Origin of the sequence: Burkholderia sp. 22088 (assembly GCF_052045915.1) — a bacterium.
In the GTDB taxonomy this organism is placed as follows: domain Bacteria; phylum Pseudomonadota; class Gammaproteobacteria; order Burkholderiales; family Burkholderiaceae; genus Burkholderia; species Burkholderia cepacia.
Window position 1 is genome coordinate 442,409 of the sequence record NZ_JBQEPY010000005.1, and the last position, 21,790, is coordinate 464,198.

Sequence of the window (21,790 nt, forward strand, 5' to 3'; positions counted from 1 at the left end):
TCGGGCGCCGCCTGCTCGCCCGTTCGACGGTCATGCCGTCATTGCTCGACGATGCCCAGCAGCAGCAACGTCAGCGAACCCAGTTGCGCCAGGATCGACGCCGATTGCGCACCGCGCAGGCCGTCGGCCAGCGCGCGCAGCAGCCGCCCCGCGTGCGCGAGGCCGGCCCGCTCCAGTCGCGTGGCCTGCGCCAGCGCACGCTCGATCGCGCCGCCGCCCTGATGGCGCATGCCCTGGCGCAGCCACTCGGCCAGCAGCGCCAGCGTGTCCTCCGCGAGCGCGACCAGCGCGGGCAACGACTCGCGCCCGCCGGCCAGCGGCAGCGGTTGCGGCGCCGTCGCCTCGGTCTGCAGCACGACGGCGCGCTGCGCGGTCAACACGGCCAGCGGCCGCATCACGGCCGTGCCCGCATGCAGCCGGACGGTGCCCGCCAGCGCGCGCAACGCGCCCCATTCGCCGGACAGTGCGCGCGCCAGCGCATCGACCGCGCCGGGTGCCACGGCGCGATGCGGCAGCGCGAGGTGCAGCACATCGTCGCCTTCCACATCGGCCGTCCCGCCTTCGCCCTGCGCGAGCCGTGCGTGCAGCACCTGGGCGGCCGCATCCCAATGGACCGACCGCACGACCATCGGCTCGAACGCGACCACGTGCAGCGACCCGGCCGCGCCGGCCGCCGCACCGTTCGCCGCCTGTCTCGGCCGCACGAAGTCGGGCAGCGCGTCACGCAGGTGCGCGACGAGCGCCGCGATGCCCGGCTGGCGGATCGGCGCGACGAGATCGTCCCAGGAGGTCGGCGACAGCGGCAGCACGCCTGTCTGCCGTATGCCGGCCGCGATGTCGACCGCACCGTTCGCGCGCCGCTTCGCGGTCTTCGTGACGACCTGCCCGGCAGCGATCTGCCGCAACGGAAAACCCGCGACGCGGCGGCCGGCCAGATCCGGCGCACGGCCGCCGGCCGCGACGTCGGCGGCACGCGGCCAGTTGCGCGTCAGCACCATCACGGTCTGCGTATCGGGATCGGCGAACAGCACGCTCGCCCCCTCCTCCGCGTCGTCGGCCCACAGCTCGACACCGAGCGACACCAGCCGCAGATGATCGAGTTCCACCTCGCCCTTCACGCCGATGCCGAGCATCTGGCGGGCCGGCACGGCGGCCCCCTCGCGCTGCGTCGCGGCGGACAGCGCCGCGCGCAGGCGCGCCCACAGTTCGGCCAGCACGCGTACGAGCCGCAGCGGCTCGAAGCGGCTGCTGCGTGCATGCTGCGCGTGCACGAGCTGCCAGGCTTCGTCGAGCGCATCGTCGACCCACTGCCAGCCGCGCTCGCGCAGGCGGCCGCGCAGCGACTCCACGCGCGCGGCCAGCGCGATCGGCGGCTGGCTCGAACCGTCCAGCCACAGCGCGTGTACCAGCCTGTCGAGGTCGGCGATCAGCGCGTGCGCCGCGTCGTCGCGCAACGGCGACCGGTCGTCGCCACAATCGTCTGCTTCGCCGGCCGGCGGGCGCACCTCGACGATCGTCTCCGATAAACCATCGGCCGATGCCCCGGCCTGTCGGAATGCCCAGACGGCCAGCACGACGTGCGCGCAGCCGCTGCCTTGCCGGCAGTCGCAACGCGCATGCGCGAGCGAACGTCGCGAGAAGAACCGCACGGTGCACATCGGCAGGCGTGCAACCGGCGACGACTGTGCGCCGGACCACGGCTGCACGGTCACGGCGGGCCGCGCGGCCGCCATGCGCGCGGCCTGTTCGAGCACCGACGGCGCAAAACTCGCCGCCAGAGCGGCATCGTCGAAATCGGCGGGGCTCCATGCGCGATCCGCGGACGACGTGCCGTTCGTGTCGTCGCCCGGCGGCGCATCGTCCGAACCAGCGCCTCTTGCGCCGCTCGCGACATCGTCCGGATTGCGGATCGATTCATCGCGCGTATCGGCGTGCCCCGTCCTGTCGTCTCCGCCTGCTCGCGCCTCGCCCGGGGCAGCCGCTTCGTTCCCCCGCATGCTCGCCTGATAGGCGAACACCAGCATCACGCGATGCCGGCACATTCCGCTCGCGGTGCAGTTGCACGCCGCGTCGCGCAAGGTCCGGCCCGGCGGCAGGCTGGTACGCACGCCGTCGGCGAACGACGCGTGCACCGTACCGTCGCCGTCGACGGCCAGCGCCGGCACCGCGCCGGCGGCGACATCCTTCTGTGCGCGCTTGACGAACCCGGCGTTGGCGAGCGCCGTCAGCGCTTCGGGCGTCAGTTCGAGGAGGTCGTCGCGGATCGGCGCGCTCATCCCTGCACCTTCTCGGCGAGCCACGCGGCCAGTTGGCCGGGCGTCATCGCGCCGATTTGCGCGCCGGCGTTCACGAGCCGCGCGGCCATTTCGCGGTCGTAGGCGGGCTCGGCAGCCGAATCGAGCGCGGCCAGCCCGAGCACGCGCGCGCCGCTCTCGGCCAGCGCCTTCACGCGGCGCACGAGTTCATAGCCGCTGCCGCCTTCATAGAAATCGCTGACCAGCACGACGATCGTGCGGGCGGGATTCGCGACGCACGATTGCGCGTACGCGACGGCCTTCGCGATGTCCGTGCCGCCGCCGAGCTGGACCTTCATCAACAGCTCGACCGGGTCGGACACGTCGGCGGTCAGGTCGACCACCGCCGTGTCGAAGGCCACGAGCCGCGTGCGCATGCCCGGCAATTGCCACAGGCACGCGGCCATCACCGCGCTGTGAATCACCGAGTTGACCATCGACCCGCTCTGGTCGACGAGCAGCACGATGTCCCACGGCTCGGCGTGGCGACGCGTGCGACTGTTGAAGACCGGCGTGTCGAGATACAGCTTGCGCCGCTCGGGATGCCAGTGACGCAGGTTCGCGGCCAGCGTGCGCGTGTAGTCGAAATTGCGCGCGATCTTCATCCGCGAGCGCCGGCGCCGGTCGCGCGTGCCGCTGAAGGCCTGCCGCACGTCGGTCGCCAGCCGCTCCATGATTCGCCGGACCACCTCGGCAACCAGCCGCCGCGCGGCTGCCAGCACCTCGGGATTCATCAGGTGCTTCGTGTGCAGCACGGCGCGCAGCAACGATTCGGACGGCTCGATCCGCTCCAGCACCTCGAGGTTCGTGACGACTTCGTCGATGCCGAAACGCTCGACCGCGTCGCGCTCGAGCCGGTCGATCACCTCCTTCGGAAACAGCGTGTGGATCGTGTTGATCCAGTCCGGCGTGCTCAGCGCGGACGGCCCGAGGCCGGCCCCGCGCTCGCCGCGCTGTGCCCGGTCGTCGTCGCGACCGTACAGCCAGTCGAGTGCCGCATCGGCGGCTCGCGCGTCCGCACCCGGCGTGCCGCATGCGGCTTCGGCCGGTTCGCCGAGCAGCAGGCGCCAGCGTTCGAGCGGACCGGGAATGTTCAGCGGCATGGCAGGACTCGCGGAAAACGCGCCGCACCGTGCCGTGACGGCGCGACATCGTGGTGAGGGAAGCAGAAGCCGGACGCGCGGCGGCCTGTCGGGCGGCACTTCATGACGCCTCCGGATCGGGCGTGAGCCCCCAGCGGCGCAGACGGCCGAGCACCTGCGCCTCGATGCGCGCGGCGTGCGCGGCCTCCTCGGGCGAGGCATCGTCCGCGTGCCGCTCCGTCAGCACGCGGCGTGACAGGTGCGTCGCGTCGTGCAGCGCGAGCACCTGGTCCGCGAGCTGCCCGCGCTCCCGCGGCGGCAACCACGCGAATGCGCTGCGCAAGCCCGGCAACGCGAGCACGAAATCGGCGTCGTCGAGCGCGCGTACGGTCGCATCCATGCCCGCGACGAAAGCCGGTGCGCTCGCCAGTGTCTCGCGCGCCAGCGCAAGCAAACCGCCGAGCGCATCGCCGAGCGCGGCGGCCGGCATCGCCCGCAGCAGCGCCATCGCGTCGTCGATGCCGGCGACGGGTTGATCGTCGTCGACGCCGGCCTGCCCCGCCAGGCCGAGCAGCGCCCCGAGCGCCGCGCCGCGACTCGCGGGCGCCGCCGCCGTATCGGCCGCCTTGCGCCGCCAGACGGCCAGCGCGCGCAACGGCTCGAGCGCGAGCGGCGTGTGGGTGACACCGTCGGCACCGGCCAGTACGTCGGCCACGATCCGGCGCAGCGCGACGTGCCCCTGCACGTGGGCGTCGAGATCGGCCGGCGGCAGCGCGGCGGCCGGCTCCAGCAACCAGAGCGCGCGATCGAACCCGGCCTCGACGACGATCCGCAGCACCGGTGCATCGTTCATGCCGAGCAGATGGCCGTGACGCAGCAGCGTATGCAGGTTGCCGAGCGCCGGGGCGAGCGACTCGAAGCGCTGCTCGCGCGCGACCGCATCGTGCAGCGTGTCCAGCAGCGCGGTGCTCAGCGCTGCCAGCCCGGCCCACGCGGCGCGGTTCAGGCCATCCGCGAGCGGCGCGATGCGGCCGCCCGCCTCACGCAATTCATCCTCGAGCCGCGCGCGTGCCGCGTCGGACAGCGTCGCGCCCCACGCGCCGGCTTCGATCAGCGCCGCCTGCTGCTCGAGCGGCTCGCCGAGCTGCCAGACTTCGTCGCGTTCGCCCGACATCGCAAACCGCGCGCCCTGGCGGCGCACGATGCCCGGTACGCGCAGCAGCGCCAGCCGGTGCAGCACGCGGCTGCGCGCGCGCCCCTGGTCGGTCAGCAGGTCGAGCGTCAGCGTGCCGTGCAGCACGATGCCGAGCGCGGCCAGCTCGTCGCGCACCGCGGCGACGAGCGGCGGTTGCGGCGTGCCGGGCGCGAGCTCGCCGGCGGCGTCGCCCGCCAGCGCATCCATCGCCTCGACCAGCACCGGATCGGTGCCGGCCCGCAGCGGCCCGCGATAGGTCCACGGCAGCGGCGCGTCGAGCGCCTCCTTCACCAGCGCGCCGGCCAGCGCGTCGAGCCAGTCGCAACGCAACGGCCGCGCGTGGCCGCGCAGGCGTGCCAGCCCTTCGGCCCGCACGTGCACGGCAATCAGGTCGGCCGTCGATACCGGCAGCTTGCGTGCGCGCAGCCGCTGCATCACGTTCTCGAGCACGCGCCGCGCCGCCGCTTCCGCGCCGTCAGCCCAGACCCACTGGTAATAGGCCGGCGAAGGCATCCCCGATGCGTAGCCCGCGAACGCGTCGAGACGCTTGAACGTGTAAGGCACGAGATAGGAACCGTAGCGGACGCTGCGCGCGGCCGCGTCGGCGGTCGTCGAATCCGTCTCGCACGCGCCGGCGTCAGCGTCCCGTTCGTCGGGCACGGCACCGGCATCGCCGTCGATCGCGCCGGGTTCGGGCGTATCGGGCAACGCAACCGGCTGCGTGCGCCAGAGTGTCGCCAGCGCCGGCGCGTGATAGCCGCCGCAGACGACCAGCACGTCGTCCGCCTGCCCGTCGGCTTCGGCGACGGCCCACGCGATCCAGCGCGCCATCATCCGTTCGCGTGCCTGGTTGCCGAGCGAGCCCGGATCGTCGGCGCGCAGATGCGAGAAGTAGGTCGACAGGCGCGCCGCGAGTTCGTCCAGCGCGTCCGGCGTATCGCCGACGTCCTCGAACAGGTGATCCCACAGCGCATCGCGGCCTTGCACCGCGAGCGTGTCCGCCAGCGCGCGCTCGTATGCGTCGGCGCGGGCCTCGTGTTCGGCGTCCGCGACATCGGCATAGCGGTTCTCCAGCCGCGAGAACGCCGCGTGCCACGCGGGCAGGTCGATGAACCGAACCGTCGCGCCGACTTCGCGCCCCGCCTGCAATGCCTGCCATTCCGGCGAATGCTCGGCGAACGGGGTCCACGAGCCGTAATGCGCGGTATCGCCGGACAGATAGCTGTAGATCGCGATCGGCAGGCGGTGCGGACGATACAGTTCGTCGAGCCGGCCGTTGAAATCGGCCGGCCCTTCGATCAGCACGTAGCGCGGCCGCCGGGTGCGGATGCGCTCGGCCACCAGCCGCGCGCACGCGGGGCTGTGATGGCGGATGCCGACGATGTGCGGCTGGCCGGGCGTCACGGTCTGCATGCGGCGCCTGTCAGTCGAAGACGATGCGTGCGGGGGCGCCGGACGAGACGCCGCCCGACCTACCCTTTTCGCCGTGCACGCGATGCGCATCGGGCGCACGACGTCCCGGCCCGCGCATGCCGCCGCGATCGGTCGTACTCATGTCGCGCGTCACGGCAGACGGTGGCGTGCCGCGTAGTACGCGCGCCAGTGCGCCCCTTCGCGCCGGGCGGCCTTCTGTTCGAAATAGCGGCGCAGCTTCGCGCGGTCGTCGGCGTTGTCCTTGACCACGGTGCCGGCGATGCAGTCGACGAGATCCTGCGGCGACCCTTCGCGCTGCTCGAGAAACCATGCGCGCACGCCGACCGCATGCGCGACGTTCACCGCTTCGGCCGTCGACATCACCGCCGTCAGCCGGTCCATCGCGCCGTCGCTGCCCGCCGCATCGCCGGCCCCGCCGCGCAAATCGCGAAACGTGGTGACCAGCAGTTCCAGCACCGGCTGCGGCACGGCCGCCGGAATGCCGCTGCCGGCCAGCAGGCGCGCGCTGGCTTCGCGCACGAGCGCGAGTTCGCTGTCGAAGTCGAGAATCGGAAACACGGTTTCGAAATCGAAGCGCCGCTTGAGCGCCGCGCTCATCTCGTTCACGCCGCGGTCGCGCGTATTCGCGGTCGCGATGATGTTGAAGCCCTCGCGCGCGTACAGCATCCCGTGTTCGCCGTGCAGTTCGGGCACGGCCATCACGCGATCCGACAGCATGCCCAGCAGGCAGTCCTGCACTTCCAGCGGCGCGCGCGTGATTTCCTCGAAGCGCACGATCCGGCCGTCGTGCATGCCCTGGTACAGCGGCGCAGGCACGAGCGCGCGCGGGCTCGGCCCTTCGTTGATCAGCAACGCATAGTTCCAGCCGTACTTGATCTGGTCTTCGGTGATCGATGCGCCGCCCTGGATCGTCAAAGTCGACGTGCCGCTGATCGCGGCCGCCAGCAGCTCGGACAGCATCGATTTCGCGGTGCCCGGCTCGCCGACCAGCATCAGCCCGCGCCCGGTGGCGAGCGTGACGAGCATGCGCTCGATGCTCGCGATCGGCGCGACCACCTTCGGCGCGATGCCGAGCGAGCGATCGCCGGCAATGAATGCGCGGGCGGCCGTCAGACTCAGTTGCCAGCCCGGCGGGCGTGGTTGGGCGCCATCCTGCGCCTTCAGCTGCGCGAGCTGATCGGCATACAGGACTTCAGCGGGCGGTCGCTGCAATGCATGCGGTTGAGACGGAGCCATGTCTGCTTCTTCTTGTCTTGTATTCGCGGTCGGGCTCGAAGGCCCTCGGAGCGCGAATTATATCGCCGCACGCAAGATCGCGATCCGTCGATGACGGTATTTGTCATCTCATGGGCCGATCGCCGGAGCGGGCGCCGGCTTGCGATGCGCCGAGCCCGGGAGAAACCGCATCGGGCTCGCGTGGCGCAACGCGGTGGCGTCGGCCAGGCTGGAATCCGGATGATGTCCGGGGGGCGCTGCCCGAGGAGAAAGCGGAATCAGCCAACCCGGGTTACCCGATTCGACAACGGGAAGTCATTGAACACACGAGCACCCGGCCGTCGTGAAGTGATTCAGGTCATGACGGACAGGGTGCTCGAGTCCGGTCGCGCCGCGAGGCGACCGGAACCGACGACGCGACGGACTCTACATCGACACAGCGGCCACCAACCGCAGGCTTTCGGTCATCGCCGCGGTCCCCCGGTTGGCCCTCGTCGACCACATCCCGCACGAATCCTCGCCGGCATCGCGCCGGCGGCATCCCGTGTCGCCGATCCGGATCAAACCGCGATACGTGCCAGGCGGCTGCGGATGATCTCCGTCGCCTCGCTCACGATGCGCTCGACGAGTTCCTTCACGGTCGGGATATCGCGGATCAGGCCGACGACCAGCCCGCACGACCACGCGCCCGCATCGAGCGCGCCCTCCTTCATGATGCGCGGATACACGCCGGCGACCTCTTCGGCGATATCGTCGAACCGGATGCCGGCGCCGAGCCTGCTTTCCTTTTCGAGAATGCGATCGACCGCGGCATTGCGCAGCACGCGCTCGGTATTGCGCAACGGGCGCATGACCAGGCGTGTATCCAGTTCGGAGGCCGCGACCAGCGCCTGCTTCACGTTCTCGTGCACCGGCGCCTCGCGGGTGGCGACGAAGCGCGTTCCCATGTTGACGCCGTCCGCGCCGAGCGAAAGTGCCGCAACCAGCGACCGGCCGTCCGCCATGCCGCCGGAGGCCACGAACGGAATCCTGAGTTCCTCGGCGGCGCGTGGCAGCAGAATGAAGTTCGGAATGTCGTCCTCGCCCGGATGGCCGCCGCACTCGAATCCGTCGACGCTGACCGCATCGCAGCCGATGGACTCGGCCTTCAGCGCGTGGCGAATCGACGTGCACTTGTGGATCACCTTGATATCCGCTTCCTTGAGCGCGGCCAGGTAGGGCTGCGGGTTGTTGCCGGCCGTTTCGACCACCTTGACCCCGCCTTCGACGATGGCCCGGATATAGCCGGGATAGTCGGGGGACGTGACGGTCGGCAGGAACGTGAGGTTTACGCCGAACGGCTTGTCGGTCATTTCGCGGCAACGCCGGATTTCAGCGGCCAGATCGGCCGGCGATCGCTGGGTCAGGCCGGTGATGATGCCGAGTCCGCCGGCGTTGGAGACTGCTGCGGCCAGCTCCGCGTACCCGACATGGTGCATGCCGCCCTGGATGATCGGATAGTCGATGCCGAAGAGTTCGGTGATCCTGGTTTTCATGATGTTTGCGGTTCAGGTTGAGACGAAAGCGCCTTCGCATGCAGGGCACGCGTTGCGGCCCCGACGCGCGTCACTGCGCGGCTGAATCGGCGATGCGAAGCCGACGGAAATCCACGCTGCCGGGCAACGAATGCGCCTGGCGGTACCCGCGGGCGGCCCCATTTGCCTTCTCGCGGCCCGGACGGCACACGATGCCGCCTCCCCCTCGCTGCCGGCCGCATGGCGATTCTGTCGCTGCCCGCCAACCGGCGCCAGGTTGACACGACCAGTTTCCTCGCGGGCCGAACTGCCGTACATTGGCGAAACTGACACATCGAATGCGATATCCGACACATCATGCCCCGCGCCGCCATTCTTGCGTATGACGATTGCTACGCGTCCAGCCTGGGCGGGTTCGCCGACATCCTGCAGATCGCGAACGCGCACTGGCGGCGGCAAAGGGGCGACGGCAATGCGCAGTTCGAATGGCGGTTCGTTTCTCCGACGGGGAAGCCGGTCATGGCGAGCAACGGCTTGCAACTGAACACGGAGCCGATCCGGCCGCGCGAGAAGTTCGACCTGGTTTTCATTCCCAGTGCGCATTACGCAAGCGGCAAGGCCTTCGACCGGTTGCTGGCACGACAGTCGGCCGCATGCGACTGGCTGGTTTCGCAATGGAACGCGGGGGCCTACCTTGCGGCGAACTGCACCGGCACGTTCGTCCTGGCCAGAACCGGCCTCCTGGACGAACGGCCCGCGACGACCACATGGTGGCTGGCCGATCAGTTCCGCAGCCGGTTTCCCCGCGTCGACCTTCAGCTGGAACCCGTCGTCACCGAAGCCGACCGCCTGATCTGTGCCGGGGCATCGGCGTCCTACCTGCTGCAGACCATCCATGTCATCGAGCGCTTCTGCGGCGCGGCCATCGCCGCGCAGTGCGCGAAGACGATGCTGATCGACGTCAGCCAGACGAAGCAGTTGCCGTATCTCCCGTTGCTGGCGGACAAGGAACACGCCGACTCGTTGGTTCACCGCGCGCAGTATTGGCTGCAGAAGCACATGACGAAGGACGTGAAGATGTCGGAAATGGCGCATGAGCTCGGCGTGAGCGAGCGCACGATCATCCGCCGATTCCGCGCGGCGCTGAATCAGCCGCCATTGCGGTATTTGCAGAACCTGCGCATCGAAGCCGCGCGCGGCTTGCTGGAGGCCGGCGATCTCAGCCTCGAGCGGATTACGGCCCAGGTGGGATACAGCGATACCAGCTCGTTCTGCCGACTGTTCAAGGACAAAGTCGGCCTCAGCCCCGGCGCATACCGCGATCGCTTTCGCCCCTCGGGGGAATCGTAGACAACGCGACGTGAGCGCCCCGGCAAGATTCGCGACCCGTTCGGTTACGATTGGCCGATCGGGCCCACGATCGAAGCGGTCGAGCCCGATGAAATGCAGCGGCGTCATACGGCGCTGCTGCCCGGCGATCAGCAGACAACCTGAACGGTGCGCCGCGCGCGCCGGTCGATCACCCCGACATTCGCGATGCACTATCACCCCGACGACATCTACCGGCTCTACCGGAGCGTGCCGACGCTGCAGCTGAACCGCCCGGCTCCGGCCGAACGGTTCCTGGCTGCTGCTGTCGAGACCGGCGCCGAACTCGGCCATGTGCTGCGCGACTACCCGCAGGTCCGCTACCAGCCGCTCGACTTCCACTACCTGTGCCAGCAAAGCCTGTCCGTGCTGGACGACACGCTGCTGGCCGACCTCACGGACGACATGAACGCTGGATGGCGCGGCGCGCACTGGGCCGCGCTGTTGATCGCGTTATCGGGCGATGCGCGCCATCTGCCGCACCTCGACGAAGTCAGGCGCCACCGCGGCGTCGAGTGGGCGGCCGAGCTTGCGGAAGCCGCGTGCGGCTCCGACGCCGGGTCGTCGGCATTCCGTGGCTGCCGGTCGATCGTGCGCCTGCGCGATCAGCTTGCCGCGTTGCCGCGCGTCGCGGTCCGCTTGCGGCCCTGGCTCTCACCGGAAGCGCTCGAAGCCAGGGCGGTCGCCGTTCGTGCCGCGTATCGCGGCGGTGGCATCGAAGCCGCGCTGCCGGTTGCCCGCCGCTAGGCTCCCCGTCGGCCATCGCCCGACGGACGATCACGCGATGGTCAACTGAATCACCTGACTTCCCGCCGAACCCTCGAACGCATCGCAAACCCGGCGACGGGTTTCCCGCCGAACCGCCCCCTCCCCGCCTTCGTCCCGCCGCGATTCCACGCGATTTCGCAGAGGACCTTTCCTGTGCAACGCCTTAATCGACCGCCGCGCGATCTCCAATAATGGCCGCTCGATCCGCCGGCCACCGCGCCGGTAAAGTGATAAAAAACTCCTTTGCATTCCTACAAGATGAATAAACACGCCAGCACGCGACTCGCGGGGACCGCCATTGCCACTTGCCTGACCGCCTTCGCGTCGGACGGCGCACACGCGCAGAGCAGCGTGACGCTGTACGGCCTGATCGACACGTCGATCACCTACGCGACCAACCAGCGCACGCACGGCGCCGGCTCGCCGGGCAGCGGCACCGTCGCGATGACGAGCGGCGCCCTGAACGCATCGCGCTGGGGTTTGCGCGGCCGCGAGGATCTCGGCGGCGGGATGGCCGCGATCTTCGGGCTCGAGAACGGTTTCTCGGGCACCACCGGCGCGCTGTCGCAGAAAGGCGTCGACATGTTCGGCCGCCAGGCATGGGTCGGCGTGAGCTCGAAGACGGCCGGCGAGCTCACGTTCGGCCGCCAGTACGACCTGATCCTCGATTTCGTGACGCCGCTCGGCGCGTCCGGCCCCGGCTGGGGCGGCAACCTCGCGGTTCATCCGTACGACAACGACGATTCGAACCGCAACCTCCGCATCAACCAGGCGGTGAAGTACACGAGCCCGACGTATCGCGGGCTGAGGTTCGGCGCGATGTACGGCTTCTCGAACACGGCCGGCCAGTTCGCCAACAACGCGGCATGGAGCGCGGGCGTGTCGTACGCGAACGGGCCGCTGAAGCTCGGCGCCGGCTACCTGAAGATCAGCCGCGACCGCAATGCGCCGAACCCGAACGGTGCGCTCAGCACGGTCGACGGCTCGGCGACGATCACGGGCGGCAACCAGCAGATCTGGGCCGCGGCCGGCCGTTATGCGTTCGGGCCGCATTCGGTCGGCGCCGCGTGGTCGCACTCGACCACCGACGGCGTGGCGGGCGTGCTCCAGGGCAGCGGCATCACGCCGTTGAAGGGGGAATCGCTGGTGTTCGACAACTTCTCGGTCGACGGGCGCTTCGCCGTCACGCGTGCGTTGAGCCTCTCGGCCGCGTACACGTACACGATGGGCCGCTTCGACACGCGCACCGGCCAGACGCGGCCGAAATGGAACCAGGTCGTCGCGCAAGCCGACTATGCGCTGTCGAAGCGCACGGACGCGTATCTCGAGGGGGTCTACCAGAGCGTGAGCGGCGGCAACGGCAACCCCGCGTTCAACGCGACCGTCTGGACGCTCACGCCGTCGGCGAACAGCAACCAGGTCGTCGTCGCACTGGGGCTGCGGCACAAGTTCTGAAGACGAAGCACGGCGTCGCTACGCCATCCGCGCAAGGCATGCGTTTCGGCACCGCTCGAGCGTCATGCCCCGAGCAGCAAAGGCCGTGCCCGTGCGCGGCCTTTGCACAAATGGCATCGCGCCGCGTGACGGCACGAATGCCGCCCGGTCTGTCGCGCCGACGCAAAAAAATGCGGAGAAACTGGTCACGCTGTGACATTTTTCCTAATCTGTTTGCAGCGACGCCGAAATTTGGCGTTCCGGCCGCAACACTCTTTCATATGGCGCACCACCGGCTTACGAACGGGATTCACGTCGTAGATGCCGGATCTTTCGCGCCGTTCGGCCGGATACGGGCGTGCCGATCGCACGCCCCACGCGTTCAATGCAGTCAACCGCTGGAGACGAACGATGAGCAAAACGAACCGATTTGCGGTCCTGACAACCGTCGTACTGCTGGCCGGTTGCCACCATGCGGCCAAGACACCCGAGAATGCCGGCATGGAGCCCGCGCCCTCGAGCGAAGCCGTCGCAACGGTGACGGCCGACGAGCTCAACAATCCGAACAGCCCGCTCGCGAAGCGCAGCATCTACTTCGATTTCGACCAGTACTCCGTCAAGCCCGAATACCAGTCGCTGCTGCAGGCACACGCCGACTACCTGCGCAGCCATCCGGCGCGGCACGTGCTGATCCAGGGCAACACCGACGAACGCGGCACGTCCGAATACAACCTCGCGCTCGGCCAACGCCGTTCGCAGGCCGTGCTGAGCGCGCTCGAAACGCTCGGTGTGCAAGCCACGCAACTCGAGGCGGTCAGCCTCGGCAAGGAAAAGCCGGTCGCGCTCGGCCACGACGAGGATTCGTGGGCACAGAACCGCCGCGCGGATCTCGTCTATCGTTGATCCCGGGCCGCCGTGACGGCGGCATTCGCTTCAGGAACGGCATGGCAGCCCGCTGGTCGCGCAAGCGGCCGCGCGGTGCCGCCCCTGCCCGCCGCATGCACGCGATCGACGCGAAGGCGACCGATCGCGCAACGCTTCGTGCTCAACGCCGGCGATCGAGCCGGCGATGCAGCCAGTGCGACATCACGGCCGACGTCACGATCGCATCGAGCGTGGCGATCGCGTCGATGTCGCTGAACTGGTCGATTTTCATCAGGTAATCCTCGAGTTCGACGAAACCGATCATCGCGCCGGCGCCGACGACCATCCCCAGCAGCACGAACCAGCGCCGCCGCAGCCGCGTGCCGATTGCGCCCATGATGCCGCCGGTCACGGCCGCCGGCAGGAAATAGCCGAACAGGAACGACGCAAAGAAGATCAGCGGAACCATGCCGGCGCTGACTTTCAGTTCCTCCCACGACGGGCCGTCGATCAACGACCACCCGACCAGCATCACGGCCGGCCAGACGAGCGATGCGACCAGCGGGCCGCCGACGGCAAACGACACGCAGCCGAGCACGGCGGGACGAAACGGACGCGACGACGGACGTTCAGCGGTGGCACTCATGTTTTTCGTGGTTGGAACCGGAATGGCGGCGTGCCGCAGTGTATCAACACACCGTGCGACGACACCGATCCGCCCCCTCGCGTTCGACGATCCGCAAAAGGCATGGAATAAACGGCCCGCCCGAAACGTTTCTTCAGCGCGCAGACGCACGGTTCATGCGAACCGGCCTTTCCCGCGGCCTGCGCGTTGCAAGGAGGTGGAAATGAGATCCGCAACGTTGGCCGCGGCGCTGATCGCGGCGCTGGTGCTCGTGCTGTCGGCAGGCTGTACGTCGGGTGGCGGCGCGCCGCAAGGGCCGGGCATGAGCCGGTACGGCGGCAGTGGCGCGGGAGGTACGGGCGGTGGCGGAGGAGGCAGCGGCTACTGAAGAACCGCCGCGAGCAGTCGGGCGACGCGTCGCGCACGAGCACCGGAAACCGGCTGAATCGCGCGCGACGCCCCGCCCGGCGGCACGACTTAACGCATGGCCTTCACGTCGGCCGGCGTGACGCTCGCCGGCTGGCCGCCCCACGTCGCACGCAGGTAGTTCGCGAGCTGCGCGAGTTCGTCGTCGCTCAGCGTGTGCGCGAAACCGGGCATCGGCTGCAGGTTCTCGAACCCGGCGAACTTCTGCTCGCCGATGCCGTCGAGCATCGCGACCAGCAGGTTGCGCGGATCGCCCTGGCGCACCGTCGAATTGCCGTTCATCGGTACCGCCACGTGCGGCTTGCCTTCGCCGTTGAAGCCGTGACACCCCGCGCAGACCGCGAGATACACCGAGCGGCCGGCCGCGAGCTGCGCGGCGTCGGCCGACACCGGCTTCACCGGTTGCGGCGCGGGCGGCGTGTCGCCCAGCAGGTACACGGACAGCGCACGCAGGTCGTCCTTCGTCATGTACTGCGTGCTCAGGTGCACGACCGGGTACATCTCGCCGAATGCCGAGCCTTGCGGCGCGATGCCGACGCCGAAGAACGTCTGCAGGTCGGCGCCCGTCCAGCCGCGCGCGGCAAGGCCGGCCGGCGTGATGTCGGGCGCGGCCACGCGGCCGAGCGCCGCGCCCGCGAACGGCTTCGCGCTGTCGAGCTGGCCCGTGAACGCGCGCGGCGTGTGGCATTCCGCGCAGTGGCCGAGCGCACCCGCCAGATAGCGGCCGCGCTGCCAGTCGGCAGACTGGCCGGTCGAGGCATCGGGCAGGCTGTCCTTCAGGAACACCATGTCCCAGAAGACCATCCCGAAACGCAGGTTGTACGGGAACTTCAGCTCGTGCTCGCGGTTTCCCTGCGCGACCGGCCTGACGGTCTTCAGGTACGCGTACATCGCGTCGGAATCGGCACGCGTGAGCTGCCGGTACGACGTGTACGGCATCGACGGATACAGGCGCTTGCCCGGCGCCTTGCCGTCATGCAGCGCGGCGTAGAAATCGTCCGCGCTCCAGCTGCCGATCCCGTGATCCTTGTCCGGCGTGATGTTCGAGCCGTAGAACGTGCCGAACGGCGATTCGAGGGGCGCGCCGCCGGCGAACGGCGCGCCGTCCTTCGCGGTGTGGCAGGCCGCGCAGTCGGCGGCCTTGACGAGATAGCGCCCGCGCGCGACCGGGTCGGCACCGGGCGCGCCGGAAGCGGCGTTCGAGGCCGGTGCGTCGTGGCCGCCGCATGCGGCGAGCAGCAGCGCGCAAGCCGCCGCGAGCACGGGGAGGCCCGCGGCCCGCGCGACACGATGAGCGAATGTGCGTTTCATGCGGCGTCCTTCACGAGTCCCGGCGTCGTCAGCACCACGTCCTTGACGGCTTCGTAGTAGCGGACATAGCCCGTGCAGCGGCAGAGGTGCGCATCGAGCGCCTCGGTGATCGTGCGCTCGACGTCGGCCTTCGCAACCGGCTCGCGCTTCAAGCGTTCGATCAGCACGGTCGCCGCGTTGACGAAGCCCGGCGTGCAATAGCCGCACTGGAAGCTGAAGTGCTCGAGGAACTTCTGCTGGATCGGCGACAGCTCGACCACTTCGCCCGCTTCGTTGCGCTTCGCGTGGCCTTCGATCGTGCGGATCGTGCGGCCGTGGAAGAAATGCGCGCCGGTGATGCAGGTGCGCATTTCCTCGCTCGTGCCGTCCGGCTTGTCGACGATCACGACGCACGCGTGGCAGATGCCCTGCCCGCAACCGAGCCGCGACCCGGTGAGGCCCGCGTATTCGTGCAGGAACTCGATCATCATCAGCCCTTCCGGCACCTGCATCGGGCCGACGGACTTGCCGTTGATGTTGATCGACAACGGTTTCGACTGGAACCGGACGAGCGGACGCTCGACGGCGGCCGGTGCCGGTGCCGGTGCCGGTGCCGATGCCGGCACAGCCGGGGCCGAGGCCGGTGCAGAGTCCGGGACGGCCGAAGCCTGGGCCGGTGCGGAAGCGCCGGTCGCAGCGGCGCTGGCGCTCGCGGCCGAAGCCGCGGTTTGGGCGGTCGTCATGCGAGCACCTCCTGAATCTTTTGCGGGGTCACCGGCAGGTCGGTGAAACGATGGCCGATCGCGTGCGCGATGCCGTTCACGATCGCGCCGACGACGGGGATCATCACCACTTCGGCGACGCCCTTCGGCGGATCGGTCTCGGACAGCGGCGGCAGCACGTCGCCCGTCTGCGTCCAGACGGCGACGTCGGACGCGCGCGGCAGCTGGTAACGGTTGAAGTTCCACGTGCCGTTGCCGGGGCCGTCTTCATACAGCGGCAGGTATTCGTGCAACGCGTGGCCGATACCCATCGCGAGACCGCCCTGCAACTGGCCCGACACGAGCTGCGGCGAAATCTGGTTGCCGCATTCCATGATCGAGTGATGCGTGAGCAGCTCGACCTTGCCGGACGCTTCATGCACGGCCAGCTCGACCAGCGTGCCGACCGCCGTGTAGTACGTGACGGCCGCGTTGTTGCGGCTCGTCGGCGGGATGAACACGCGCTTGCGGTCCAGCACGCGGTAGCCGTTCGCGGTCGGCGCCAGCGTGCCGCGCATCGCGGTCGCGCCGGCAGGCGCGGCGGTGCCGGGCACCGGGCCGTTGTCGCCCGTCTTCGGTGCGCCGACGCGCAGCGACAGCCCGTCGATCGGCAAACGATCGACCACGCCGCCCACTTCGAACTCGGCGTCGGTCCACTGCCAGCGGTTGAACACGTGCACGACGGCGCCGGTCGGCAGGCCGAGCGCATGCGCCTGCTTCGCGAGCTGTTCGAACGACAGCGGCTCGAGGCCGTCGGCGGTCAGCTTGCCGTCGACCCAGCGCGCGTCCTCGATGCGGATCGTGTACGGCGCGGCCTGGCCGCCGCCGAGGCCGCGCGTCCAGATCGACATCGCCGCCGGCCACAGGCCGTAGCGGAACACCGCGCGCGCGGCTTCGCGCGTGCTGTGCGTGAAGTAGTACGCGGAGTTCGTCGCGCTCGACGGCGACGCATAGCTCGGCGACCAGCGCGGGTTCGCGCTCAGGCGATCCTGGTCGGCCTGCGACATGATGTACGGATCGCCGCTGGTCTCGACCGGCAGGTCCGGCCATTCGGTCACGGCGACCTGCACGTCCGTCGCCGGACGGCCGAGCCACTTCACGACCGCCACGGCCTGCGACGTCGACATCCCGGTGCCGATCTCGGCAGCCGTGTGGCGCAGCGACACCTTGCCGTTCTCGTCGAATTCGACCTTCGCGAACGACGCTTCCGCGCCCGTGCCGAAGTCCTTCTGCACGCACGCGAAGCCGACGCCGTAGCGCTTGCCCGGGTTCGCCGCCTCGTATTCGGCCTTGCGCGCGGCGCGGCGCGTCCACAGCGGATGCTGCTTCGAGCGCTCGAGCACCTCGTCGACGCGCAGCGCGCCGGCGGGAATCGCCCCTTGCGTGTTCTTCATCCCCGAACGCAGCGCGTTGCGCAGGCGGAAATCGATCGGGTCGATGTTCAGCTGCGCGGCGATCTCGTCGACCGCCATCTCGGTCGCCGCCATGCTCTGCAGTGTGCCGTAGCCGCGCGCGGAGCCCGCGTCGATCGCGCGCGATGCAATCGCCACGGCCGCGAGGTCGCTCTTCGGGAAGTAGTAGATCGATTGCGCGGCCGTCGCGCCGACCATCGCGACCGACGGCGAGAAGTTCGAGCGCCCGCCGCCGTTCGCCTCGAAGTCGCCCTTGAACGACTGCAGCAGGCCCGTGTTGCGGTCCACCGCGATCCGGTAATGCATCTTGAACGCGTGACGCTTCAGCGACGTCTGGAACTGTTCGTAGCGGTCGTTCGCGAAACGCACCGGGCGGCCGTCCGCGTACAGCGCGCAGACGAGGCCGTAGAACGGCACGTTGAAGTGATCCTTCGAGCCGTAGCCGACCGTGTAGCACGGATGCACGAACAGCTTCTTCACCGGGAAGCGGCACTTCGCGACCATCGCAGCCGCGTTCTCCGCCACTTCGAGCGGCGACTGGGTCGGCACGACGAGGTGCAGCGACTGCGTCGCGGCGTCGTACCAGCAGTTCGCGTTGTCCGGTTCGAGCGCGGAGGTGTCGACCGACTGCGTGTTGTACTCGCGGTCGAACACGAGCCAGTCGGCCGACGGATGGTCGAGCTCGTCGGCAATCTGCCCGGCCAGGAACATGCCCTGCTCGTCGAGCTTGCCGTGCTCCTTGCCGTCCGGCCACACCGGCAGGTGCTTGCGCATCATGCTCGGAAAGATCGGCGCGTCCTTCAGGCTCGAATAGACATCGTCGTCGTAGGCCGTCTTGCCGCCCACGCGCACGTAGCGGAAGGTGCCCCACGGATCGCGCTCGAGCGGGCCCGTGACCGCGCCGTAGCGGATCACGTCGTCGCGGAACTTGAGCGCGTTCTTCGCGAAGCGGAAGCGCGCGAAGTCGTGGTAGATGAGGATCGCGACCGCATGGCCGAGATACGCGGGCGTCTTGCCGGCGGGCAGCAGCATGTCGTCGCCGTAGAACGCCGGAAACGCGACGCCGTCGCGCACGAGATCGTCGGCCGTGACCACGCGGTCCGGTTTCAGTTCGTCGCCCAGCAGCGAAAGATCGAAGCCTTCGTACGTGCGGTCGGCCTGCGTGACGCGCAGGATCAGCGCATGAGACTGCTGCTGCGGCCAGTGCGGCATGTCGGCTGCGCGCACGTCACGGGCGAACACTTTCGAGCCCGTGACCTTCGCGATGCCGTCGATGCGGAATTGGGGGATGCCGGTGACGCTATCCCATTTGACGGGGGTGAGGAGTTTTTCTTCGAAGAGCGCCGCGAACGCGCGGCTGCCCAGGGGCGCGACATACACTGCGACGCCCGCCAGCACGCTGGCTTTCAGAAAACCCCGCCGTGACAGGCCGTGGTTTTTCATTGGGGGGAACCTCCTGATACGGCTCGGACGGCGATCGGATGTCGCGACGTTCGGAGCGGCGCGCATTCTGGCATTGTTTTTGATATATCGCCTATAGTATTTCCCGCATGAAATACTTATTGAATTTCTTATAACGGTGTTCAGCCGGGCTGCGACAGCCGGTCGCGGTTGGCGATCCGGTCGCATCGACTGCCTGCTTGCGGCGGTTTCGTTCGTGTCGACCGCGCCCGGCGGATACGCGCCTGTCTCCTGTCGATCGCCGAGCCTCGTTCGGTTCGCGACGATGCTGCCCCGGCGCCGGCGAATGCGCAAGACTTTCGTGGGCGTGGTTTTACGACTGGTGGCCGACGCGGCACGCGGGTCCGCCGGGCGATCCGGGTGACCCGCGCCGCCCGTATTTCATGGTAATGTCGTGCGCATCCGGCCTGGCCGGGCTTCCGCCACGTGCCGTGCGGGTGCCGCCAGCCATCGCGATATCAAGCGACATCGTGTCGAGGTCAAAAACCATGGCAGTCAGGGCATCTCTCCTGCACTCCGTTCTCGCCACTCCCCCCTCCGGCAACCACCGTGTGACGGCCGCGCTGCGCCCGTCGATGCTCGTTACCCTGTTCGAGGACGTCCGACCGATGGCGCTCTCCGGGCTCGCGAGCGGCTTCGTCGCGGCCGTCGCGCTGATCCGGCTGCAGCAGCTCTGGTGCCTCGCGTGGCTGATCGTCGACGTCGGCCTGCTCATCGCGCGGCTCTCGATCGTGCGTGCGTACACGGTTCAACGCGACGGCGGCGACGACCGCGCCGAATACTGGGCGATGCGCTATGCGCCCGTGTCGCTCGTCGCGTGCTTCGTGCTCGGTCTCGGCGTGATGGGCTGCGTGCAGGCCGTCGACGTCGAGCTCGGCACGCTGTCGGTGATGGTCGCGGGCGGCGTGTTCGGCGGGATCGCGTCGCGCAATTCGGCGCTGCCCCGGCTCGCGATGTCGCAGGTCACGGTCGGCGTGCTGCCGATCGGCATCGGCGCGTTGCTGGCCCACCGGCCGGGGGCGTGGCTGCTGCTGCCGCCGCTCGTGATCTACCTCGCCGCGATGCGCACGGTCGTCCAGCGTCACTATCGCGTGCTCGTCGCGCTGATTGCCGCGCGCCAGCGCAACGCCGAACTCGTCGCGCGCTTCGACGCCGCGCTCACCTACATGCCGCACGGCCTGTGCATGATCGACGGCGAGCGCCGCGTGATCGTCGCGAACCGGCGTACCGCGCAACTGTTCGGCTCGCCGCGCCAGATCATGCTCGAAACGCCGCTGCCCGCCGTCGTCGCGGCGCTCGGCGCGAACGACGCGATCGATCCCGGCGGCGCCCGTCTCGCCGCGCAGTGCGAGATCTGGCTGGCCTGCGACGAACCCGCGCCGCTCGACCTGGTGCTCGCCGATGGCCGCCAGCTCGAACTGACGCGCCATCTCGTGCCGGACGGCAACGCGGTGATCATCGTCGAGGACGTCACCGCGCGCCGCCAGACCGAACAGCACATCCGGCATCTCGCGCGGCACGATGCGCTGACGGGTCTGCCGAACCGCCACGAACTGCATGCGGAACTCAAGCGGATGCTCGCGAGCCGGCCACACTCGCCGGAGTCCGGGCTCGCCGTCATGTATCTCGACCTCGACGGCTTCAAGGCGATCAACGACCGGTTCGGTCACCAGGCCGGCGACGACGTGCTGACGCAGGTCGCCGAGCGGCTCGGCAAGACGCTGCCGCCCGGCGAGCTGGCCGCGCGCATCGGCGGCGACGAATTCGTCGTCGCGATTGACGACGTGACGATGCAGGCGTGCTCGCTCCTCGCCGCGCGCATCATCCGGCAGATCTCGGCGCCGTACACGCTGTCGATCGGCGAGACCGTGATCCTGGGGATCAGTATCGGCATCGCACTCGACGACGGGCACGGCTCCCCCGACGAACTGATCCGGCAGGCCGACAGCGCGCTGTACGACGCGAAATCGGCCGGCAAGGGCATCTACCGCTTCTATTCGAGCGGCAGCAGCCGGGTCACGCCGGCCACCGCGAGCTGACCCGGCCGCGCAGTCCTCTTTCTCCCGCGTCGACGCCTCCCGGCGATTCAATTCCGAAACGCTTTACGTGACCGCACGTGGTGTCGCGCGCTCGCGTGTCACGTGACGTGTTCCGTAACATCGACGCCCGCCACCCGTCACGTTGGCTGCAGAAGCCTGCACGATCAAGGCAGCGCAGGGCTTTTCGAACCTGGCACTCTTATTGCTCCCTGTCAGGGAAACAGGTGGTCAGGGAGACCCAACATGAATACCGTCGAAGTCCTCAGCCGCAGCGAAACCATCGACGAACTGGATGTGATCGACGGCGCGTCACTGATCCGCCGGCTCGTTTCCGAACGCCGCATGCCGGCCGCACGCGAAGCCCGATGCGTCGACAATCCGCCGCTGACGCTGTACGGCGCGTTTCGCCAGGGCATCGCCGATCACGCCGAGCGCCGCGCGAATCCGTATCGCGCCGGCAGCCGTTTCTGGGCACTGTGGGAAGAAGGACGTCTCGAAGCTGAAACATCGGGCCGGTAAGCCGCCCTTGCACGCCGGCCCCGTCGCGGCAAGGGCCGGCGCGAAACACCAGGCCCGAATGCGGCCGGCCAGCATGCCGGCATGCGTTC

16 protein-coding genes are annotated in these 21,790 nt (G+C 69.1%); 7 read left to right on the top strand and 9 right to left on the bottom strand.

Annotated features, from left to right (window positions below; all coding sequences use genetic code 11):
• Positions 1 to 38: 38 nt before the first annotated feature.
• From ACTJLD_RS12665 to ACTJLD_RS12685, 5 genes are all read right to left on the bottom strand, one after another.
• A complete protein-coding gene (locus ACTJLD_RS12665; protein WP_440658912.1) occupies positions 39 to 2,276 on the bottom strand; it encodes an SWIM zinc finger family protein in 2,238 nt (745 codons plus the stop codon).
• The gene (locus tag ACTJLD_RS12670; protein ID WP_322072372.1) at positions 2,273 to 3,397 is read right to left on the bottom strand and encodes a vWA domain-containing protein; all 1,125 of its coding nucleotides are present in this window, start codon (positions 3,395 to 3,397) and stop codon (positions 2,273 to 2,275) included. The genes ACTJLD_RS12665 and ACTJLD_RS12670 overlap by 4 nt, the downstream gene beginning before the upstream one ends.
• A gap of 100 nt (positions 3,398 to 3,497) precedes the next feature.
• The gene (locus tag ACTJLD_RS12675; RefSeq protein WP_440658913.1) at positions 3,498 to 5,984 is read right to left on the bottom strand and encodes a DUF5682 family protein; all 2,487 of its coding nucleotides are present in this window, start codon (positions 5,982 to 5,984) and stop codon (positions 3,498 to 3,500) included.
• 150 nt (positions 5,985 to 6,134) lie between these two features.
• On the bottom strand, positions 6,135 to 7,241 hold the full coding sequence (locus ACTJLD_RS12680; protein ID WP_021158777.1) for an ATP-binding protein: 1,107 nt from the start codon (positions 7,239 to 7,241) through the stop codon (positions 6,135 to 6,137).
• Between the two features lie 539 nt (positions 7,242 to 7,780).
• Complete coding sequence (locus ACTJLD_RS12685; RefSeq protein WP_027791628.1) at positions 7,781 to 8,755, bottom strand: NAD(P)H-dependent flavin oxidoreductase; 975 nt, start codon at positions 8,753 to 8,755, stop codon at positions 7,781 to 7,783.
• Positions 8,756 to 9,091: 336 nt separating this feature from the next.
• On the opposite strand from ACTJLD_RS12685, the gene ACTJLD_RS12690 reads away from it, so the two are divergent.
• The 4 genes from ACTJLD_RS12690 to pal all read left to right on the top strand — a co-directional run bounded on the left by ACTJLD_RS12690 (position 9,092) and on the right by pal (position 13,207).
• On the top strand, positions 9,092 to 10,084 hold the full coding sequence (locus tag ACTJLD_RS12690; protein ID WP_321840088.1) for a GlxA family transcriptional regulator: 993 nt from the start codon (positions 9,092 to 9,094) through the stop codon (positions 10,082 to 10,084).
• A gap of 186 nt (positions 10,085 to 10,270) precedes the next feature.
• A complete protein-coding gene (locus tag ACTJLD_RS12695) occupies positions 10,271 to 10,849 on the top strand; it encodes a hypothetical protein (protein WP_440658914.1) in 579 nt (192 codons plus the stop codon).
• Between the two features lie 279 nt (positions 10,850 to 11,128).
• Complete coding sequence (locus ACTJLD_RS12700; RefSeq protein ID WP_124532069.1) at positions 11,129 to 12,325, top strand: porin; 1,197 nt, start codon at positions 11,129 to 11,131, stop codon at positions 12,323 to 12,325.
• A gap of 390 nt (positions 12,326 to 12,715) precedes the next feature.
• On the top strand, positions 12,716 to 13,207 hold the full coding sequence (gene pal, locus ACTJLD_RS12705) for a peptidoglycan-associated lipoprotein Pal (RefSeq protein WP_027791632.1): 492 nt from the start codon (positions 12,716 to 12,718) through the stop codon (positions 13,205 to 13,207).
• Between the two features lie 142 nt (positions 13,208 to 13,349).
• On the opposite strand, the gene ACTJLD_RS12710 is transcribed toward pal, so the two are convergent.
• Positions 13,350 to 13,814, bottom strand: coding sequence for a hypothetical protein (locus ACTJLD_RS12710; protein WP_060195696.1), 465 nt, complete (start codon positions 13,812 to 13,814; stop codon positions 13,350 to 13,352).
• 202 nt (positions 13,815 to 14,016) lie between these two features.
• Here ACTJLD_RS12710 and ACTJLD_RS12715 point away from each other — a divergent pair, with 202 nt between their 5' ends.
• On the top strand, positions 14,017 to 14,181 hold the full coding sequence (locus tag ACTJLD_RS12715) for a hypothetical protein (protein WP_166741936.1): 165 nt from the start codon (positions 14,017 to 14,019) through the stop codon (positions 14,179 to 14,181).
• An 89-nt stretch (positions 14,182 to 14,270) separates the two neighbouring features.
• On the opposite strand, the gene ACTJLD_RS12720 is transcribed toward ACTJLD_RS12715, so the two are convergent.
• Genes ACTJLD_RS12720 through ACTJLD_RS12730 form a run of 3 tightly spaced genes read right to left on the bottom strand, consistent with a single transcriptional unit; the run spans position 14,271 to position 19,125 of the window.
• Positions 14,271 to 15,530: a cytochrome c gene (locus ACTJLD_RS12720; RefSeq protein ID WP_060195694.1), complete on the bottom strand. Its 1,260-nt coding sequence runs from the start codon at positions 15,528 to 15,530 to the stop codon at positions 14,271 to 14,273.
• Positions 15,527 to 16,252 (bottom strand): (2Fe-2S)-binding protein, encoded by a 726-nt coding sequence (locus ACTJLD_RS12725; protein WP_440658915.1) that lies wholly within the window; start codon positions 16,250 to 16,252, stop codon positions 15,527 to 15,529. Before ACTJLD_RS12725 ends, ACTJLD_RS12720 begins: the two co-directional genes overlap by 4 nt.
• The gene (locus ACTJLD_RS12730) at positions 16,249 to 19,125 is read right to left on the bottom strand and encodes a xanthine dehydrogenase family protein molybdopterin-binding subunit (protein WP_440658916.1); all 2,877 of its coding nucleotides are present in this window, start codon (positions 19,123 to 19,125) and stop codon (positions 16,249 to 16,251) included. The genes ACTJLD_RS12725 and ACTJLD_RS12730 overlap by 4 nt, the downstream gene beginning before the upstream one ends.
• A gap of 506 nt (positions 19,126 to 19,631) precedes the next feature.
• On the opposite strand from ACTJLD_RS12730, the gene ACTJLD_RS12735 reads away from it, so the two are divergent.
• Entirely contained in the window at positions 19,632 to 21,182 is a 1,551-nt protein-coding gene (locus ACTJLD_RS12735; RefSeq protein ID WP_440658917.1) for a diguanylate cyclase domain-containing protein, read from the top strand.
• A 243-nt stretch (positions 21,183 to 21,425) separates the two neighbouring features.
• Positions 21,426 to 21,701, top strand: coding sequence for a hypothetical protein (locus tag ACTJLD_RS12740; protein WP_060359085.1), 276 nt, complete (start codon positions 21,426 to 21,428; stop codon positions 21,699 to 21,701).
• Positions 21,702 to 21,790: the final 89 nt, after the last annotated feature.

Bases quoted from the DNA above. Each gene is read 5' to 3' on its own strand.
- ACTJLD_RS12665 (WP_440658912.1), bottom strand. From the start codon at position 2,276: ATGAGCGCGCCGATCCGCGACGACCTCCTCGAACTGACGCCCGAAGCG.
- ACTJLD_RS12670 (WP_322072372.1), bottom strand. From the start codon at position 3,397: ATGCCGCTGAACATTCCCGGTCCGCTCGAACGCTGGCGCCTGCTGCTC.
- ACTJLD_RS12675 (WP_440658913.1), bottom strand. From the start codon at position 5,984: ATGCAGACCGTGACGCCCGGCCAGCCGCACATCGTCGGCATCCGCCAT.
- ACTJLD_RS12680 (WP_021158777.1), bottom strand. From the start codon at position 7,241: ATGGCTCCGTCTCAACCGCATGCATTGCAGCGACCGCCCGCTGAAGTC.
- ACTJLD_RS12685 (WP_027791628.1), bottom strand. From the start codon at position 8,755: ATGAAAACCAGGATCACCGAACTCTTCGGCATCGACTATCCGATCATC.
- ACTJLD_RS12690 (WP_321840088.1), top strand. From the start codon at position 9,092: ATGCCCCGCGCCGCCATTCTTGCGTATGACGATTGCTACGCGTCCAGC.
- ACTJLD_RS12695 (WP_440658914.1), top strand. From the start codon at position 10,271: ATGCACTATCACCCCGACGACATCTACCGGCTCTACCGGAGCGTGCCG.
- ACTJLD_RS12700 (WP_124532069.1), top strand. From the start codon at position 11,129: ATGAATAAACACGCCAGCACGCGACTCGCGGGGACCGCCATTGCCACT.
- pal (WP_027791632.1), top strand. From the start codon at position 12,716: ATGAGCAAAACGAACCGATTTGCGGTCCTGACAACCGTCGTACTGCTG.
- ACTJLD_RS12710 (WP_060195696.1), bottom strand. From the start codon at position 13,814: ATGAGTGCCACCGCTGAACGTCCGTCGTCGCGTCCGTTTCGTCCCGCC.
- ACTJLD_RS12715 (WP_166741936.1), top strand. From the start codon at position 14,017: ATGAGATCCGCAACGTTGGCCGCGGCGCTGATCGCGGCGCTGGTGCTC.
- ACTJLD_RS12720 (WP_060195694.1), bottom strand. From the start codon at position 15,530: ATGAAACGCACATTCGCTCATCGTGTCGCGCGGGCCGCGGGCCTCCCC.
- ACTJLD_RS12725 (WP_440658915.1), bottom strand. From the start codon at position 16,252: ATGACGACCGCCCAAACCGCGGCTTCGGCCGCGAGCGCCAGCGCCGCT.
- ACTJLD_RS12730 (WP_440658916.1), bottom strand. From the start codon at position 19,125: ATGAAAAACCACGGCCTGTCACGGCGGGGTTTTCTGAAAGCCAGCGTG.
- ACTJLD_RS12735 (WP_440658917.1), top strand. From the start codon at position 19,632: ATGGCAGTCAGGGCATCTCTCCTGCACTCCGTTCTCGCCACTCCCCCC.
- ACTJLD_RS12740 (WP_060359085.1), top strand. From the start codon at position 21,426: ATGAATACCGTCGAAGTCCTCAGCCGCAGCGAAACCATCGACGAACTG.